The organism is Syntrophorhabdaceae bacterium, assembly GCA_028713955.1.
In the GTDB taxonomy this organism is placed as follows: Bacteria; Desulfobacterota; Syntrophorhabdia; order Syntrophorhabdales; family Syntrophorhabdaceae; genus UBA5609.
In genome coordinates this window covers 1-15,628 of sequence record JAQTNJ010000054.1, presented here as the reverse complement: position 1 = coordinate 15,628, position 15,628 = coordinate 1, and the positions used below count along the sequence as shown (strand labels likewise).

Sequence of the window (15,628 nt, the reverse complement as noted above, 5' to 3'; positions counted from 1 at the left end):
AGTTCATGTGGAAGAAGGGAAAGAAGCTTGAGAAGAAGGTATACTCCGTGCCGCAGGAGATCGACAAAAACGTTGCCATGCTGAAACTCCAATCGGCAGGGATCACCATCGACAAGCTGACGGAAGAGCAGAAGAGATACCTCGCCTCCTGGGAAATGGGAACATGATCAAGCTCCTCGTTGCAGGAACCGTTGCATACGATTCGATAGAAACACCTTTTGGCAAAGCGGAAAATGTCCTTGGCGGCTCAGCGCTCCATTTTACCAATGCGGCGAGCTTCTTCGCCGATGTGGGCATAGTAGCCGCTGTAGGACAGGATTTCAAGCTCAGCGAGATAGAATTTCTGAAAGAACGCAACGTCGACATGTCAGGTCTCGCCGTTGACGAGGGCAAAACGTTCCGGTGGGAGGGTAAGTACGGCTACGACTTAAACCAGGCCATCACGCTCAAGACCGAGCTTAACGTGATCGAGACCTACAAGCCCCATGTCCCGGAGGGCTTCCGCGATGTTGATTTCCTGTTCCTCGCCAATATCGACCCTGACCTCCAGGCGCATGTGATCGATCAGGTAAAGTCCCCGGCAGCCATTGTCCTCGATACGATGAACTTCTGGATCGAGCACAAATACGAACAACTCATGGATGTCATCAAGCGCGTTCATATGCTCGTCATCAACGAGGCAGAGCTCCGGGAGATATCGAAAGAGCATAACCTCGTGAAGGGCGCACGGAAGATCATCGATCTTGGTCCGACCTGCGTTGTGGTGAAGCGGGGGGAATACGGCGTCTTTATGATGAACAGGGATCAGATCTTCCTCGCGCCTGCGTTTCCGCTGGAAGATGTCTTCGATCCGACCGGCGCGGGCGATACATTTGCGGGCGGCTTCATGGGCTATCTCGCCAATATCGGGGATGCCTCATCAGAGACGATCAAACAGGCGATCGTCATGGGGACCGTGATGGCCTCCTTCAACGTGGAGGACTTCAGCATCAACAGGATCAAAAGACTCGCCTACGAAGAGATCAGGGAGCGCTACACCGCATTCAAAGGCTGCATGAACTTCGGGGAGTGCAAGCTCTAATAAAGGCAGTGAATAGTCGATAGTGAATAGCATAAAGGCAGTCGATAGTCGATAGTGAATGGTGAACAGTGAGAAGCAAAAAGATGGATGACGTAGGGGGTCATTGCGAGCCCGCAGGGCGTGGCAATCCCATCTTTTGAGATCGCCACGGCTTCGCCTCGCGATGACAATAAGGTTCTGAACGTAGAACATTGAACGTTGAATAGATGTTCCCTCACGCATCACGCCTTACGGGCGTTCTGCTTTCTGCTCTTCTCACCCTCTCACCTTCTGCTCTTCTGTTCTTCTTTCCGCCTCACCACGGTAGAGGGCGACATCTGCATTCAACAAATATCACCGGGATTTTTAACTTGAAATTCAAATAACAGTAGAACATAATAGATTTTAAGGGGCGGATGCAATAGACAATATCAACACTTCACAGCCTGCCGAAATTCACCACCAAGCCTGAGATTATGGTGGTAACGTTATGGGAGATTCAAGTGAAGACAATCCGGAAAGCGGTATGTCGTGAAGGAAGTTCTGCTTGATGGCGGGGCATCGGAAAAAAATATTTGTCAGTAGCGTCCAGAAAGAACTGCAAATGCACCGATGGGCCGTCAGAGACTTCGTGCAAAATGACGCCTTGCTCCGGCGTTTCTTCGATGTATTTCTTTTTGAAGACCTTCCGGCCACCGACCGCAGGGTCGACAGTGTGTATTTGGAAGAGGTCGGGCATTGTGATGTGTATGTTGGCCTTTTCGGAGAACAGTATGGTTTTGAAGACGCTGATGGTTTTTCACCCACTGAACACGAATTCAATGAGGCGACAGCGAAAGGCAAACCGCGCCTTATTTTTGTCAGGAATGCTGACGATAAAACCCGCCATCCCAAGATGCTCAAGCTGATTCGCAAGACAGGTGCACAACTCATCCGCCGTCGCTTTGCGGATATCACGGATTTGACATCGGCTTTGTACGCTGCCTTAGTTGAATACCTGGAACGATCGGGCGACTTGAGGATTTTGCCATTCGATGCTTCCGCTTGTCCCGGAGCGGGTTTAAACGACCTACCCCAGGAAGGAATAAGGCGGTTCTTAGAAGTAGCCAGACAAGAGCGTAACTATCCTCTGCCTGTTAAAATCAGCCCGGAGAGGGCTCTGACCCACCTCAACCTGTTGGATGATGGCAACCCCACAAACGCTGCTGTCCTGTTGTTCGGTCGGGAGCCGCAACGGTTTCTGCCGACGTCCGAAGTTAAATGCATGCATTTCCACGGTACCGAGGTGTGTAAGCCGATCCCATCGTACCAGATTTTCAAGGGCACGCTTTTTGAACTGGTGAATCAGGCTGTTGATTTCGTTCTTTCCAAGATTAACCGGAGTATAGGTACCCGGGAACACAGTATTCAGGCCCCTTCAAAATACGAACTTCCCAGAGAAGCCGTAACCGAGGCTATCGTCAATGCAATAGCCCACCGGGACTATACGAGCAACGCAAGCATACAGACCATGTTGTTCGCAGATCGGCTCGAAGTCTGGAATCCCGGCGAACTGCCACCATCGCTTACACCGGAATTACTCCGGCGACCTCACGCTTCCATCCCGCACAATCCTCTGATTGCCGAACCTCTTTGTCTTGCCCGCTACATCGAAAAAGCAGGAAGCGGCACCCTGGACATGATTGAGCGCTGTAGGGCATCCGGTCTTCCGGAGCCGGACTTCGAGCAGCGGGCGGGTCAATGGGTGGTAACACTTTGGCGTGATTGGCTGACGGCAAAGTTAATTGCATCATTAGGTCTAAATGAACGCCAGCAGGAGGCGATCGGCTTCATCCGTCAAGAACATCGTCTGACGAATACACGATATCAAGAAATCACGGGCACAAGTCGTGCGACTACAAAACGCGATCTTGAGGATTTAGTCCGTAAGGGTGTGTTGATTTTGGTAGGCGCCGGCCGTGGTGCCTTTTATCAAGTACCGAAGAAACGGCTCATAAACGGCTCAATTGGCTCATCTGGAATAGAGAAGGAAAACGGCTCATAAACGGCTCAATTGGCTCATCCTTTCCTAAAAAGGCATATTGTTTTTACTCCGCAATATCAGCAAAAACCATTTAACGGCACCCTAAGGGGTGTATTGTAGTGAAAATACAGGAATATTTTGGTTGATTTTTCTTTCGCCTGGTATATCATTGAAAGAAAAGGCAAGTTGGTATATTAAGTGTTGGACGACATGATAAAAGAAGACTATGAACTTACCCCAGCCCAAATACGATGGGCAAGCAGGCGCAGGCATGGCTTGAGCCCGTCAAAGCTGAAAGAGCTTATCAAGAAGCAAGAGGGGCGGTGCGCCCTGTCGGGGGCCAAGATGATCTTCGAGGCAGAATACGGGAATCCAAACGTAAACACTGACGGATGCCACCCACTCTATGCGGCGATCGATCACATTTCTCCGAGCACCGACTTGTACGGATACCAAATAGTTTGTTATGACCTAAACGACCTTAAAGGCCACCTTCCGTACAAGATATTCCAAGAACTTGAGCGGACAAAGGCGTGGCAGCAGCTAATGACCGAGTGGCGCTTACTTTCAGAAAAGGATCCTATGAATACAGAAGCGTTCAAAAAGGCAGTAAAAGATTGAACGGCCGTCCAACCAGTAGGTGCACCTGACGCGGAGGAATATCGGGCTAGATTCGAGAAGGCTTTATGTATCCCTCTTCTCGTCCGCCTCTGGCTGACCTCGTCGTTATGTCTGAAAATTGATACATTTAAACTTCTTTAATCTTTATGGTATTATTATTGGAAGAGATTGCAAGGGAGGTAGAGGATGGAAACAAGACTGAAAATGGTCTGTTGGAAGGGCGATAAATACTGGGTAGGCAAGTTACTTGAACATCCTGAAATAATGACCCAAGGCGAAACCCTCGAAGAACTCGAAGAAAATATGAAAGACGCCTATATGCTTATGACTATGGAAGATGTTCCTGAAAAACACGAAATAAGGGAACTTGCCTTAAACCTGTGAAAAGAAAAGAACTGATAAAAAGGATCACAGACGCCGGATGCGTATTTGTGAGGCATGGAGGACCGGCACGACTTATACAAGAACCCGAAGACCGGCAAGAAACAGCCTGTTCCGAGGCACGTAGAAATAGACGAAAATCTTGCAAGGCATATAATAAAGGAATTGGCATAACCGGTCGCTGCACCGAATCCGCGCTATGCGCGTCTCGGTGAGCTTTTTGTTCGACGCAAGGAGAACAGATGAACTACGATGATGACAAAATAGATGAATATACCCTGGCACTTCTTTACTTGGTTACTCATGAAAGACATGAAGGACTGGGAGCACGAGCATGGAAGGGATTCGATTGGGATACACTGAACAGACTTCATGAGAAAGGCTATATATCGAACCCGGTGGGTAAAGCAAAATCAGTCGTCATGACAGAGGAAGGTTTTCTGAAGGCGGAAGAGCTGTTTGAGCGTCATTTTACCGGAGAAGCAAAGACAATCCCCTTTCCGAAAATGACACCTCCGGCAAAAAAACGGTGGGAGCAGACACCTGAGCACACGAGAAAGAGGATTCTTGAAAACGTCTGGTGTTCGAAATGCGGGGCCATGGTAGCTCTACAACTGCGAGAGGGGCAGATGTCGGGACGGTCTCTGGTACTGCGAGGCGCGTGTAAGATTTGTGGAAGCGATGTGGCAAGGGTGGTGGAACCGGTTGAAGAATAAGGCCGTCGAACCAGTCGATGAACCGGATCGCGGCCCTGTCGGGCCACTCCCGGTTATCTTTTCGTTAGGGCAGGAGAATACTGATGAGCAACTGGCCAGACTGTGTAGTGTCGTATTTTGATCTGATCGGTATCCGAGAGAAAATAGAATTAGGAAATAGTGAGGCATCAATCCTTATGCAGAAGCTGCACCTCCTTGTTCGCACGAGCATGTTCAAGGGGATGCCAACCCACGATAATGCCTATGTATGGAACGATTCTGCTCTTTTTCTTGCCTTTCCGAAAGAAGATGCTGACTATGAAAAGATAATGCGAGAATTAAATGACGTTAAGCCAAAAATCGATGACATTTCCCCGAGCTATGCTATTTGCGTAAAAGGCCAGGTTATCCCTGAGTCGCCGTGCCAATATGACATCAATTTAGTGGGACAGCCGAGATTCGTTTATCTAAAAGCATCGAGCTATGCATTTGCAAACTGCTTTGAAATTGAGAAAACATTGAAAGATCTAGAGATGGATTGGTACGTCGACAGTCGTATTGCCGAGAAGATACCAGCTTTCGCCGAATGCGACCAACACGAAGTAGCGATGTTGCCGTCAGGCGGTAAGCGTGGTATTTACGTTCTCAAGGGCTCAATATGGAAATAGCCCTAACCCGTCGCTGGAGCCAATCGCGCAAAAGACGCGCTCTGGCTCAGCTTTTTGTTAGGCTTGAAGGAGTGATGTGTACGATTATTCTATGATACCGGTAGGCCAGATTCCTCACCTGATAACTTTGAGTTCCCGTGTCAGAGAGGCATCGGGTGACAATCCTGAAGCACAGCGGCTTCAAGAGTTCTACTTGGAGCAACTACAGTACTGTGTTTACGCTGCGGTTGATGCCGTCCTTGGTCTTGCGGACAGGCTGGTGCACTCAACGGACGGTGCCAGCCCGGGCCACGGCATCATACTGGTGCCTGAGCCGACTAGGAACACCCTCGGTTTTGCCGTAGATCATTACTTCGATGCCGCGCGACGCGCGCTTAATGCCGCAAATGTCTACATAAGCAAGACCCTTCGGACCTCCGTTCCCGCTAGCTTCGCTGATCTCGTTAAACAGATTCGGAAAGGCGGCATCCAACTACCCGAACGAATTCAGTCTTTGACTATGGCCTACTGGGAAGCGCACGGGAACAAAATCAAAGCCTATAGAGACTTGTCTCAGCATTTCGCGGTCATTTCTTCTGACGCTCGCGTAACAATCTTTCCCGATGGAAAAGCAGTCTACTACCTAGTTCTTCCCAATAACCCGGAAGAAAAGAACCCGACCAAGCTTTCCTATGTCGACCCGCGCATTGACGCCTTCCCATATATTGTCAATAGCTATAACAAGATGTATCGGTACTTGTTCGAGTTAACGCACATCCTCATGAGTTACACCTACAGTGAGAGTCCAGATACAGTCCCTATCCTCTTTAAATCGCCCTTGAATCTGGGCGCAAAACACCCCGTGGATGGACATTTGAAGCCCGATATTGATGAACTCAAGTCTTACTTGATCGGAAGCCAGCTCCACATTTATGACCTAATGAAGGCGGAGTTGCCCAGGAAGGATATCCAGCCAACCCTTATTATCACGGGGAAAACGACATGAAGGCGCCTAACAACGGCATGAACCGGATCGTGTCCCTGTCGGGCCACTCCCGGTTATGCAGGCGTTGGGCTAAGGCCAGATAGGAGCATGTATGATTGATCCATTAATCAAAGAACGCTGTGACCGTCTTGTAGCAGTCAGACTTGCGGAGCGTCGTACACAGATCGAAGAAGAAATTCATCAGATTGACGCCAAGGCCGCAGCATCGGGCATGTACGGTTCTGGGAATCGTCTGATGCAGTTGCACAAATTGCTTGCGAGAGAGTTGGAGATAAGAACGGTCCTATCATGGCAAGACATGGTAAGGGTTCACAAAGTTATGGGGTCAAAAAGGACCGAAACCCTTGCTGAGGACTTCAAGGAACAGCTGACTTACTATGCCCACGGGGCATACGACGAGCTTTCGAAGCGGCTAGGCCGGATTTTGGAGAAGGCACCTACGAACGTCAACCTGAGTCTGGCAGAAGCTTTTTCTCTCTCTGTAGAAAAGCATCGTGTCGAGATCGATCTTTACGTCGATTCTCTCGCCATCAGCTCGGGAACAGCCAGCGGTACCACGCTTTCAACAGCTCCGCAGTACAACTTCTACGGCAACGTTGGCGCAGTCCAGACAGGAAGTACTTCATCGGCGAATATAATTCAGAATCTCGGCATCGATGATAGACAAGCGCTTGTTTCGGCGCTTAATGCGGTCAAGGAGCAGGTCTTAGGCATTCAAGACCTGACTGAAAGAAAGAGGGGTGAGCTGAAAGAAATTGTGGAGGAGTGCATACAGCAATCGACCACCCAGGCCCCAAACAACACAAAGCTTTTCGCTTTGCTGAATATTCTCGGCATCACTGTCCAGTCTATTGCCAGTGCTCAACCAGCATACCAGGTGCTAAAAACAGCCCTGATGCCGCTGGGAATCATGCTACCATAGGGAGGAGACCGGGAACAGATGATTGAACCAAAGAACGGCCCAACGAATTGATGGAGCCGACTCCTTACAGTCGCGGCTCATCATAGTGTTAGACCACGGAAATGAATACAAAGACAGATAACGACAAATCGAGGAATGTAACGGCGAAGGACTTGATCCAAGCAGCTTTCGTTGTCGTCGCACTGGTTATTTTGGTCTGGTACAAGGAAACAGGTTCGAAAGCTGCCGCTCTTGTTTTTGCGGCGGTACCCCTTGTTGCTCTTCTCTATTACTTAAGAATCCCTATTGAAGAGAGAAGAAGGGCGGAACAAAGAGTAAAGGCGGAAATGAGACAGACCGTGATAGGAAGGCTATGGGTAGGATTTATGTATCTTTTGGTTCTCACTGCTGTGGGCCTTTTGCTTCATAGCTTTGTCGTCAGATGATGCTTTCGAGGACTGAATTAAGGACTGGTCTAACCAATGCGTGCAGCGGATCAGAGCCAGATGCGGCTCTTCCCGCTGACGCTCGTGTTAAGTCTATGAAAATATGAAGACGAGACTAAAATTCGAACTGACAGCGATACTTGGATTGTTGATCCTGACAGGAATAATCGATTACGTGTTGAAACTTGGAGGCAACGATAGCCTCCCAAACCTTTCCGTAATATGTGCAACAATCCAGATGCTCGCATTCATGAAAATTTATATAGAGAAGAACCAAAAGCTATTTGCTTTTTTTCTTTTATCGTTTAGCATGGTTTGCACTATCTTTACATTTGCACAAGTCTTTTCAAAGGCTGGTTTTTATGAAGCCGACGGCAAGGTTTCTCACGATTTTCTTGGTGCTATTTACCTGAGTATTGTTACCTGGACTACATTAGGGTACGGAGATCTTCGTCCGACAGAATCCGTCCGAATATTTGCTGGGATTGAGGCACTTACTGGCTATTTATATCTTGGTCTATTTGTGGCGTTTGTTATCAACTACTTGTTTATGGCCCAACGAGGAAAGAAGGACAATGCAGAGACTTAACAATCGGCTGCAGCGGATCAGAGCCAGATGCGGCTCTTCCCGCTGAGCCATGCGTTATACCTGAGAAAGGAAGGACATGAAAGAGAAATATGTTTGGGTTGTTGAACGATACGACGGACTTCGAGTCATAGCTCAACATACGATCCCCTCTGGTCAGATAACAGAAGACAATCTGAAACACTTACTGAAAACGCTTGCGGCCAAGCATGAACTGAACGATGATGAAATCATTCCTTGTTTCTTAAAAAGAAATACACGGAAGTACTGGGATTATCTGGAAGTGCAGCATGATAGCAAAGCAAAATACTACACCCTTTACTGTCAGGGCAGAATGCAAATCTTCGCGTTATGTGTACCAGAAGAGAAGCTCAAAGATGTACTAAAGCAATGAAGCAACGGGTATAACCCTTGGGTGCAGCCAATCGCCAAAAAATCCGGCTCTGGCTGACCCACCCGTTATACCGGAAACTGAAATATTGGCAACCCTCGGGAGGCATCACATGAAATACTTTTTATGTTTTACATTATCGATGTTTCTGCTCTTTAAGACAGTACACGTCTGGGCAGAAACTGTGACGTGTACCATAGAGAAATCATTTACAACAGGACTCGTTCTCGAAAAACCTATGGTGAGCACAGAAATGGTAACAATTGAAGTGAAACCATTTGGGCCTGGTCACACATTTTCTCTTTCGCCGACTGACGTTCAGTGTGAACTTCGAGTTCCGAATTCAAAAGGCGGATCATTTCTCAACTGCTGGACACCCGACAAAAAACATGGTTTTCGTTCAGATCGTACGGCGATCGAAGAAGAGAGGGAAGGAACAAACACCTTGACATATGCTGACGGAGCTAAACAACTCGCTGTTCAGATTAGAGTAAAATGCAAATAGGTATAACAAGCGCGTGCAGCCAATCGCCGATGAATCCGGCTCTGGCTGACGCCCATGTTCGGCGCAAGGAGAACAGATGAACTACGATGATGACAAAATAGATGAATATACCCTGGCACTTCTTTACTTGGTTACTCATGAAAGACATGAAGGACTGGGAGCACGAGCATGGAAGGGATTCGATTGGGATACACTGAACAGACTTCATGAGAAAGGCTATATATCGAACCCGGTGGGTAAAGCAAAATCAGTCGTCATGACAGAGGAAGGTTTTCTGAAGGCGGAAGAGCTGTTTGAGCGTCATTTTACCGGAGAAGCAAAGACAATCCCCTTTCCGAAAATGACACCTCCGGCAAAAAAACGGTGGGAGCAGACACCTGAGCACACGAGAAAGAGGATTCTTGAAAACGTCTGGTGTTCGAAATGCGGGGCCATGGTAGCTCTACAACTGCGAGAGGGGCAGATGTCGGGACGGTCTCTGGTACTGCGAGGCGCGTGTAAGATTTGTGGAAGCGATGTGGCAAGGGTGGTGGAACCGGTTGAAGAATAAGGCCGTCGAACCAGTCGATGAACCGGATCGCGGCCCTGTCGGGCCACTCCCGGTTATCTTTCCGTTGGCCCGCCAATAGAAAAAGAGGTTAAAAATGGAGCTATTGAAATTTTTTAGTATTACACACCGGGAACACGTTTTTTGTAACCCAATGAGTGTTGAAAAGTTCGAGGAATTGATCGCACTGCTGCGATTAGAGCCTGAAGATCGCGTGCTTGAGATTGCCACAGGTAAAGGAGAATTTATCATCCGGTTGGCTGAGCAATATGATATTAAAGGAATAGGAGTCGATATCTCGCCGTATTTTGTTTCAGATGCCAAGAAAAAACATCAGCAACGTATACCAGATGCTCAGTTGAGTTTTTTGGAGATGGACGGGAAGGATTATGAGCCGAAGGTGCGGGAAAGTTTCAATTTGGTGGCATGTATCGGAGCGAGCTGGATCTATGGCGGTCATAGAGGGACGTTGAAGGCTTTACATGAGATGGCGGCCCCCGGAGGTTGGGTGATCGTTGGGGAGCCGTATTGGCTGCGAGAGCCGACGGCAGAGTATTTAGAGGCTCTCGGTCAAAAACGTGACGCGTTTGGCACGCATTACGAAAATATGAAGGTTGGACAAGAGTTTGATTTGAAGCTTGTCTACACGTTGGTTAGTAATCAAGATGATTGGGATAGGTATGAAGGGTTGCAGTGGTATGCAGCGGATGAGTGGGCGAGTAAGAATCCTGACGATTCTGATGCGGAAGAAGTATTGAAACGAGTACGTGATGACAGGGAAAATTACCTGAGGTGGGGACGAGAGACGTTAGGGTGGGCGATCTATTTGTTCAAGAAAGAAGTTATTAAAAGATAGTGCAGGCACAACCAGGCGCTTGTTCGGACGCAAACTACGCTGCGCTTTGTTTGCGCCGCACAGCTTTAACGTTGGGACCAAGAGAAAGGAAACGCAATAATAAAAGATTGTTGCAACAAAGGTATATTGAAGGTATAATTTATATACTATGGAATGTGAATTCGATCCCGAAAAAAGTGAGAAAAATAAGGAAAAACACGGGATCGATTTCTATGAGACCCAAGCACTGTGGGGTGACCCGGACCTGATTGAGATTCCGGCAAAGACGACGGATGAACCCAGGTTTATGGTCATCGGGAAAATTGCCGGTATATGTTGGTCAGGAGTCGTAACGTATCGTGGTAACAGAATCAGGATAATCTCTGTACGGAGATCACGCAAAGAGGAGATCGAGATATATGAAAGCTAAGGAATTCGACAAGAAGTTTGATGCAGGCGAGGACGTCTCTCGGTATCTTGACATTTCCAAGGCCAGGAGGCTCGTCCAGGAACAGAAGCGGGTCAATGTCGACTTTCCGCTGTGGATGATTGAACTCTTGGATAAAGAAGCGAAACGTTTAGGAGTGCCGCGGCAGTCCATTATCAAACTGTGGGTGTCAGAGCGTCTGAAAAAGGCGTCTTAAGATGTTCCAACGAGTCGCTGCACCGAATCGCCCGCAAAGCGGGCTCCCGGTGAGCTTTTTGTTATGTCTTATGAGGATGATGTAATGGGGTGAATTCCACTTCAAAGTGCAACACGTAAAGCCTGACGGTACACCACATGGAGTGTCTGGTCGAGTTGAGGCGCTTCGGCATAAGGGATCAGACAGACATTAAGCAGGAAGATCCTCTAATAATCGGGGTAAGGCAACGGCCTGGATCTTTTTCTCAAGCTGGAAGGTCTCTTCACCTGCGTGAATTACATACAAGCGCTGGAGTTTCAGATCTGCAAGAGCGCTCCGCATCGAGGGGGTTACGCGAGGGGAGCCGGTCAGCTTGACCTCAAAACCAAGCCTGTTCCTCCCCCTGACTACGAGAAGGTCAAGTTCCGCGCCTGCATGGGTCGCCCAGAAAAAACAATCCTCTTTTCTGAATCCTGTCCGGCGGACAATCTGCTCGATGACAAACCCCTCCCATGATGCCCCGATCTTGGGATGTCTTTCCAGGTCGTTGCGGGTTTTGATGCCAAGCAACGTGTGCAGCAGGCCGCTGTCCGCGATATATACCTTTGGTGATTTAACCTGGCGCTTTGAGATATTCTCATGCCATGGCTGCAGTTGCCTCACAACCAGCGCGGATGACAGCAGGTCAAGATAATTGCGGACAGTCGTATCGGCAACTCCAAAAGACCGCCCGAATTCAGAGGCATTCCATATCTGGCCATGATAATGAGCGAGCATGCTCCAGAACCGGTGCAGGGTGGTTGAGCGGATAGCGACTCCCAACTGCGGGAGGTCTCTTTCGAGAAAGGTCCCTATGAATCCCCGGCGCCATTCCTCGCTTAACGTATCAGAAGGGGCGAGGTACGACCGGGGGAATCCCCCCCGCAACCACAACCGCTGGCGGCTTTTTATCCCGACCTCATCCAGTGAGAACCCCCCAAGTTCATGATATGCAATTCTGCCTGCAAGAGATTCAGATCCTTGACGGAGGAGTTCAGGGGAGGCGCTTCCGAGAACCAGGAAGCGCGCCGATGCCTTCGGGCGGTCTGCAAGTACCCTGAGGATAGGGAAAAGTCCCGGGAGCCTTTGTATCTCATCGATAACAACAAGCCCCTTTAAACCCTTGAGGGTAAGCATCGGGTCTGCAAGGCGTGCCAGATCTTCCGGATTTTCAAGGTCATAGTAAAATGAGGAACTTTGTGCGCGGTTCAGAAGAGCGCGTGCCAGCGTTGTTTTCCCGACCTGGCGTGCCCCGATGATCCCGACAACGCGATAGTGCTTTAGAAGAGAAAGGAGCTTGTTTATCTCATAATCCCTGTCGATCATGATAAACTATTACCTTGAAAATTCTGTGATGTCAACAGATATTTCAAGGTAACATGTGCTGTGAGGTCAAGTCTTTTAATCTTTTTTGTTCTTTATTGGCTGATAGCGACGTACCCGTAAGTTTCGGCAAAAATTTCATTGCATTTTTATGACCTTTGGAGGAAGATTAATAACCTGAACGATGAGGCATCGCAGGGAAAGGAGGTCCACGATGAAGATCTTCACGATTGGTTTCACGAAGAAGTCGGCTGAGTCCTTCTTCACCAAACTGCAGCTCGCAGGCGTCAGAAAACTGGTGGATGCGCGGCTGAATAATGTTTCGCAGTTGGCAGGCTTTACCAAGCGTGATGACCTCCGCTATTTTTTGAGGGCAATCTGCAATATCGACTATGTACACCTCCCTGAGCTTGCACCCACGCAGGAAATAATGGACGAATACAAGAAGCAGAATGGTGACTGGGACCTGTTTGAGCGTCAGTTCATAAAGCTACTGACCGCACGGCAGGTCGAGCACAAGGTTACTCGTAAATCTCTTGAAGACGCCTGTCTGCTGTGCAGCGAAGATAAACCTACCCATTGTCATCGTCGTCTTGTGGCAGAATATCTCAAGAACAAATGGGGGAATGTTCAGATCGGGCACATCATCTAAGGCCGCCAACACGTTTCAGCCAATCGCATAAAAGAAACAAAGGGGCCGGATATTGACAGGGAACAAAATAAGCAATTGAAAGGAGAGAACAAATGGATAATAAAGTAACAACACATTCCTTGGTTGATATGGTGAATTATCAAAAGGAGGCGGTTGTCAGTAAAACTATCATTGAGAAAAATACGGGGACGGTTACTTTATTCGCATTTGACATGGGTCAGGGGTTAAGCGAACATACAGCTCCTTTTGATGCCCTGGTCCAGGTTCTTGACGGAGAGGTGGAGATCAGTATCTCAGGAAAACCATTTTACCTGAAACAAGGGGAGATAATTATAATGCCCGCTCATGAACCGCATGCCCTAAAGGCCGTCAGTAATTTTAAAATGTTATTAACCATGATCAGATCATAAATGAAAACCAGAGAGCGCATATGGCACTCTTGAAGTTCACCTTTTCGCTTCTTTAGATGAGATACATCTCTTCTGCCTTCCGGAGCAGTTCCTCCCGGAACTCAGGGTGTGCCAACTCTATAATTGCCAACGCCCTTTCCTTTGTCGATTTTCCCTTCAGATTTGCAGTGCCGTATTCTGTAATAAGATAATGTGTGTCCGTCCGGGGGGTTGTTATCGTGGCTCCCTGTTCAAGGCAGTCCACAATCCTCGAAGTCTTTCCGTGGTCAGCAGTGGAGTAAAAGGCAAGGATCGACTTGCCTTCCTTCGCATCGAAGGCGCCCCGTACAAAATCCAACTGACCTCCTGTCCCGCTGAATTGATGCCCGTAGAGGAATTCTGCATTGCATTGACCCGTAAGGTCAACCTCCAGCACGGCATTAATGGAGACCATCCGGGCGTTCTGCGCGATGACTGACGGGTGGTTTGTATAGGAGCAGGGGTAACTCTTCATGGCAGGGTTGTTGTCCATAAAGTCAAGCATCTCCTGATCGCCAAGGGCAACCGTAAACACATGTTTCCGTGGATGGAGTGTTTTCTTCGATCCCGTTATAACGCCCTTTTTTATAAGGTTGACCATTGCAGGTCCGAAGACCTCCGTATGGATGCCCAGATCTTTATGCCCTTCCAGATACGCTGCCACTGCGTTCGGGAGGGCCCCGATACCGAGCTGCAGGCAGGCACCGTCCGGGACCATCTCTGCAATAGCCTTCCCGATAATCTCATCCTCCGACCTGGACTCAGGGTTCAGCGGCGTAAAAATCGGTTCATGATTCTCGACGATTGCATCCACCTCGGAAATATGGATGGAGGAATCGCCGAAGACCCTGGGCATAAAACGGTTCACCTCGACGATAAGCACCCTGGCCGCACGGGCTGCGGTAGAGGTAAAGTCGTTTGCCGTACCGAAGGAGAAATATCCACTCTGATCCACAGGCGAAACCATGGTCACACACACATCAACTCCGATGAATTCAGTGAGGAGTCTCGGCATCTGATGGAGGTGGTTGGGCACGAAGCTGGCAAGTCCTGTACTGACGAGCCCACGCTCACCGGAACTGACAAACTGGGAATAGGCATCCACACAATCCATCAGATCCACTGCAAGTATTGTGTCGCAGGCATGTTTAAGTGGAAGGGAGGAAAATACCTTGATTCGCTTCAGGTCCCCTGCCCTTAACCTGTCTGCAATCGCCCTGAGCAGGGCCGGAGGCTCTGCCAGTGCGAGACCGTGAACCAGCATATCGCCATCTCTGATGGCTGCTATGGCCTTCTCCGGTGCAACGAGCTTCTTCTGATATTCATGTTCATACATATCCAGGCTCCTTATCAAGTACTGATCATAATCTCCTTGCTGATTCTACTGTTCCGATTATAGCCGCTGCCGTTCATACGGGCATTTACGTTACCGCTGCCTCTACGGTAACCCGTTTGTTGGTTGCATCGAGCGCGGCGGTGACACCGATCGGCATGGTGAGCTTGTTGCGTACATGGCCGAACTGGAGGCCGAAGATACAGGGGATCCCAAGGGGGATGATCCGTTCGCGTATAATATCAAGAAGGGTTGCCCCATATTTATAGTAATTATCACGAGTGGTGTAGCTGCACCGTTGGAATGTGCCGAATATAATGCCCCGCGCCTGCCGGAATTTTCCCGCGAGGGTAAGCTGTGTTAAATATCTGTCGATCCTGTGCGGTTTTTCATCGATGTCCTCGAAGAAAAGGATCGCATTGTTTGTGTCGATCTCATACGGGGTTCCCAGAGAAGCGACAACGATGGAAAGGCAGCCGCCTGTCAGTCGACCCTCAGCCTTTCCGGGGACTATGGTGGTCATCTCTTTCTTCACCGGGTTCTTGAGCTCAATCCCGTTGCCGGTGTTTGTGAGCACATTGAGGAA

Annotated in this window: 21 protein-coding genes; 18 read left to right on the top strand and 3 right to left on the bottom strand. The window is 48.9% G+C overall.

Going from position 1 to position 15,628, the window contains the following annotated elements; translation table 11 throughout:
- Nucleotides 1–163 precede the first annotated feature (163 nt).
- The 16 genes from PHU49_06740 (at nucleotide 164) to PHU49_06665 (ending at nucleotide 11,288) form a co-directional block, all read left to right on the top strand.
- Nucleotides 164–1,081 (top strand): PfkB family carbohydrate kinase, encoded by a 918-nt coding sequence (locus PHU49_06740; GenBank protein ID MDD5243698.1) that lies wholly within the window; start codon nucleotides 164–166, stop codon nucleotides 1,079–1,081.
- 529 nt (nucleotides 1,082–1,610) lie between these two features.
- Nucleotides 1,611–3,104 (top strand): ATP-binding protein, encoded by a 1,494-nt coding sequence (locus tag PHU49_06735; GenBank protein ID MDD5243697.1) that lies wholly within the window; start codon nucleotides 1,611–1,613, stop codon nucleotides 3,102–3,104.
- Nucleotides 3,105–3,293: 189 nt separating this feature from the next.
- Nucleotides 3,294–3,704, top strand: a complete 411-nt coding sequence (locus PHU49_06730; protein ID MDD5243696.1) for a hypothetical protein — start codon at nucleotides 3,294–3,296, stop codon at nucleotides 3,702–3,704.
- A gap of 186 nt (nucleotides 3,705–3,890) precedes the next feature.
- Entirely contained in the window at nucleotides 3,891–4,088 is a 198-nt protein-coding gene (locus tag PHU49_06725) for a type II toxin-antitoxin system HicB family antitoxin (protein ID MDD5243695.1), read from the top strand.
- A gap of 239 nt (nucleotides 4,089–4,327) precedes the next feature.
- Complete coding sequence (locus PHU49_06720) at nucleotides 4,328–4,801, top strand: DUF6429 family protein (protein MDD5243694.1); 474 nt, start codon at nucleotides 4,328–4,330, stop codon at nucleotides 4,799–4,801.
- A gap of 83 nt (nucleotides 4,802–4,884) precedes the next feature.
- Nucleotides 4,885–5,448: a hypothetical protein gene (locus tag PHU49_06715; GenBank protein ID MDD5243693.1), complete on the top strand. Its 564-nt coding sequence runs from the start codon at nucleotides 4,885–4,887 to the stop codon at nucleotides 5,446–5,448.
- A 91-nt stretch (nucleotides 5,449–5,539) separates the two neighbouring features.
- On the top strand, nucleotides 5,540–6,433 hold the full coding sequence (locus PHU49_06710) for a hypothetical protein (protein ID MDD5243692.1): 894 nt from the start codon (nucleotides 5,540–5,542) through the stop codon (nucleotides 6,431–6,433).
- 91 nt (nucleotides 6,434–6,524) lie between these two features.
- Nucleotides 6,525–7,355, top strand: a complete 831-nt coding sequence (locus tag PHU49_06705; protein ID MDD5243691.1) for a hypothetical protein — start codon at nucleotides 6,525–6,527, stop codon at nucleotides 7,353–7,355.
- Between the two features lie 101 nt (nucleotides 7,356–7,456).
- Entirely contained in the window at nucleotides 7,457–7,780 is a 324-nt protein-coding gene (locus tag PHU49_06700) for a hypothetical protein (GenBank protein MDD5243690.1), read from the top strand.
- 250 nt (nucleotides 7,781–8,030) lie between these two features.
- Nucleotides 8,031–8,369 carry an ion channel gene (locus PHU49_06695; protein MDD5243689.1) on the top strand — a complete coding sequence of 113 codons (339 nt, stop codon included), beginning with the start codon at nucleotides 8,031–8,033 and terminating at the stop codon, nucleotides 8,367–8,369.
- Nucleotides 8,370–8,445: 76 nt separating this feature from the next.
- Nucleotides 8,446–8,760: a hypothetical protein gene (locus PHU49_06690; protein ID MDD5243688.1), complete on the top strand. Its 315-nt coding sequence runs from the start codon at nucleotides 8,446–8,448 to the stop codon at nucleotides 8,758–8,760.
- 109 nt (nucleotides 8,761–8,869) lie between these two features.
- The gene (locus tag PHU49_06685) at nucleotides 8,870–9,262 is read left to right on the top strand and encodes a hypothetical protein (GenBank protein ID MDD5243687.1); all 393 of its coding nucleotides are present in this window, start codon (nucleotides 8,870–8,872) and stop codon (nucleotides 9,260–9,262) included.
- Between the two features lie 76 nt (nucleotides 9,263–9,338).
- Nucleotides 9,339–9,812 (top strand): DUF6429 family protein, encoded by a 474-nt coding sequence (locus tag PHU49_06680; GenBank protein MDD5243686.1) that lies wholly within the window; start codon nucleotides 9,339–9,341, stop codon nucleotides 9,810–9,812.
- A gap of 94 nt (nucleotides 9,813–9,906) precedes the next feature.
- Entirely contained in the window at nucleotides 9,907–10,665 is a 759-nt protein-coding gene (locus PHU49_06675; GenBank protein MDD5243685.1) for a class I SAM-dependent methyltransferase, read from the top strand.
- A gap of 148 nt (nucleotides 10,666–10,813) precedes the next feature.
- Nucleotides 10,814–11,074: a BrnT family toxin gene (locus PHU49_06670; GenBank protein MDD5243684.1), complete on the top strand. Its 261-nt coding sequence runs from the start codon at nucleotides 10,814–10,816 to the stop codon at nucleotides 11,072–11,074.
- Complete coding sequence (locus tag PHU49_06665; GenBank protein ID MDD5243683.1) at nucleotides 11,064–11,288, top strand: CopG family antitoxin; 225 nt, start codon at nucleotides 11,064–11,066, stop codon at nucleotides 11,286–11,288. The genes PHU49_06670 and PHU49_06665 overlap by 11 nt, the downstream gene beginning before the upstream one ends.
- Before the next feature lie 189 nt (nucleotides 11,289–11,477).
- Here the strand turns inward: PHU49_06665 and PHU49_06660 are convergent, their stop codons facing one another.
- On the bottom strand, nucleotides 11,478–12,632 hold the full coding sequence (locus PHU49_06660; GenBank protein ID MDD5243682.1) for an ATP-binding protein: 1,155 nt from the start codon (nucleotides 12,630–12,632) through the stop codon (nucleotides 11,478–11,480).
- A gap of 211 nt (nucleotides 12,633–12,843) precedes the next feature.
- On the opposite strand from PHU49_06660, the gene PHU49_06655 reads away from it, so the two are divergent.
- Nucleotides 12,844–13,281, top strand: coding sequence for a DUF488 domain-containing protein (locus PHU49_06655; protein ID MDD5243681.1), 438 nt, complete (start codon nucleotides 12,844–12,846; stop codon nucleotides 13,279–13,281).
- A 92-nt stretch (nucleotides 13,282–13,373) separates the two neighbouring features.
- Nucleotides 13,374–13,691, top strand: a complete 318-nt coding sequence (locus tag PHU49_06650; GenBank protein ID MDD5243680.1) for a cupin domain-containing protein — start codon at nucleotides 13,374–13,376, stop codon at nucleotides 13,689–13,691.
- Nucleotides 13,692–13,743: 52 nt separating this feature from the next.
- Here the strand turns inward: PHU49_06650 and PHU49_06645 are convergent, their stop codons facing one another.
- Both PHU49_06645 and PHU49_06640 read right to left on the bottom strand, forming a co-directional pair.
- On the bottom strand, nucleotides 13,744–15,045 hold the full coding sequence (locus tag PHU49_06645; GenBank protein ID MDD5243679.1) for an acetyl-CoA hydrolase/transferase C-terminal domain-containing protein: 1,302 nt from the start codon (nucleotides 15,043–15,045) through the stop codon (nucleotides 13,744–13,746).
- Between the two features lie 85 nt (nucleotides 15,046–15,130).
- Nucleotides 15,131–15,628, bottom strand: a 498-nt coding sequence (locus tag PHU49_06640) for an LD-carboxypeptidase (GenBank protein MDD5243678.1), incomplete at its 5' end; no start/stop codon positions are given.

Excerpts from the sequence above, each read along its gene's own strand:
- PHU49_06705 (MDD5243691.1), top strand. The coding sequence starts at position 6,525 with ATGATTGATCCATTAATCAAAGAACGCTGTGACCGTCTTGTAGCAGTC.
- PHU49_06730 (MDD5243696.1), top strand. The coding sequence starts at position 3,294 with ATGATAAAAGAAGACTATGAACTTACCCCAGCCCAAATACGATGGGCA.
- PHU49_06740 (MDD5243698.1), top strand. The coding sequence starts at position 164 with ATGATCAAGCTCCTCGTTGCAGGAACCGTTGCATACGATTCGATAGAA.
- PHU49_06695 (MDD5243689.1), top strand. The coding sequence starts at position 8,031 with ATGAAAATTTATATAGAGAAGAACCAAAAGCTATTTGCTTTTTTTCTT.
- PHU49_06655 (MDD5243681.1), top strand. The coding sequence starts at position 12,844 with ATGAAGATCTTCACGATTGGTTTCACGAAGAAGTCGGCTGAGTCCTTC.
- PHU49_06645 (MDD5243679.1), bottom strand. The coding sequence starts at position 15,045 with ATGTATGAACATGAATATCAGAAGAAGCTCGTTGCACCGGAGAAGGCC.
- PHU49_06660 (MDD5243682.1), bottom strand. The coding sequence starts at position 12,632 with ATGATCGACAGGGATTATGAGATAAACAAGCTCCTTTCTCTTCTAAAG.
- PHU49_06690 (MDD5243688.1), top strand. The coding sequence starts at position 8,446 with ATGAAAGAGAAATATGTTTGGGTTGTTGAACGATACGACGGACTTCGA.
- PHU49_06650 (MDD5243680.1), top strand. The coding sequence starts at position 13,374 with ATGGATAATAAAGTAACAACACATTCCTTGGTTGATATGGTGAATTAT.
- PHU49_06685 (MDD5243687.1), top strand. The coding sequence starts at position 8,870 with ATGAAATACTTTTTATGTTTTACATTATCGATGTTTCTGCTCTTTAAG.
- PHU49_06720 (MDD5243694.1), top strand. The coding sequence starts at position 4,328 with ATGAACTACGATGATGACAAAATAGATGAATATACCCTGGCACTTCTT.
- PHU49_06715 (MDD5243693.1), top strand. The coding sequence starts at position 4,885 with ATGAGCAACTGGCCAGACTGTGTAGTGTCGTATTTTGATCTGATCGGT.
- PHU49_06710 (MDD5243692.1), top strand. The coding sequence starts at position 5,540 with ATGATACCGGTAGGCCAGATTCCTCACCTGATAACTTTGAGTTCCCGT.
- PHU49_06680 (MDD5243686.1), top strand. The coding sequence starts at position 9,339 with ATGAACTACGATGATGACAAAATAGATGAATATACCCTGGCACTTCTT.
- PHU49_06700 (MDD5243690.1), top strand. The coding sequence starts at position 7,457 with ATGAATACAAAGACAGATAACGACAAATCGAGGAATGTAACGGCGAAG.
- PHU49_06665 (MDD5243683.1), top strand. The coding sequence starts at position 11,064 with ATGAAAGCTAAGGAATTCGACAAGAAGTTTGATGCAGGCGAGGACGTC.
- PHU49_06735 (MDD5243697.1), top strand. The coding sequence starts at position 1,611 with ATGGCGGGGCATCGGAAAAAAATATTTGTCAGTAGCGTCCAGAAAGAA.
- PHU49_06675 (MDD5243685.1), top strand. The coding sequence starts at position 9,907 with ATGGAGCTATTGAAATTTTTTAGTATTACACACCGGGAACACGTTTTT.
- PHU49_06670 (MDD5243684.1), top strand. The coding sequence starts at position 10,814 with ATGGAATGTGAATTCGATCCCGAAAAAAGTGAGAAAAATAAGGAAAAA.
- PHU49_06725 (MDD5243695.1), top strand. The coding sequence starts at position 3,891 with ATGGAAACAAGACTGAAAATGGTCTGTTGGAAGGGCGATAAATACTGG.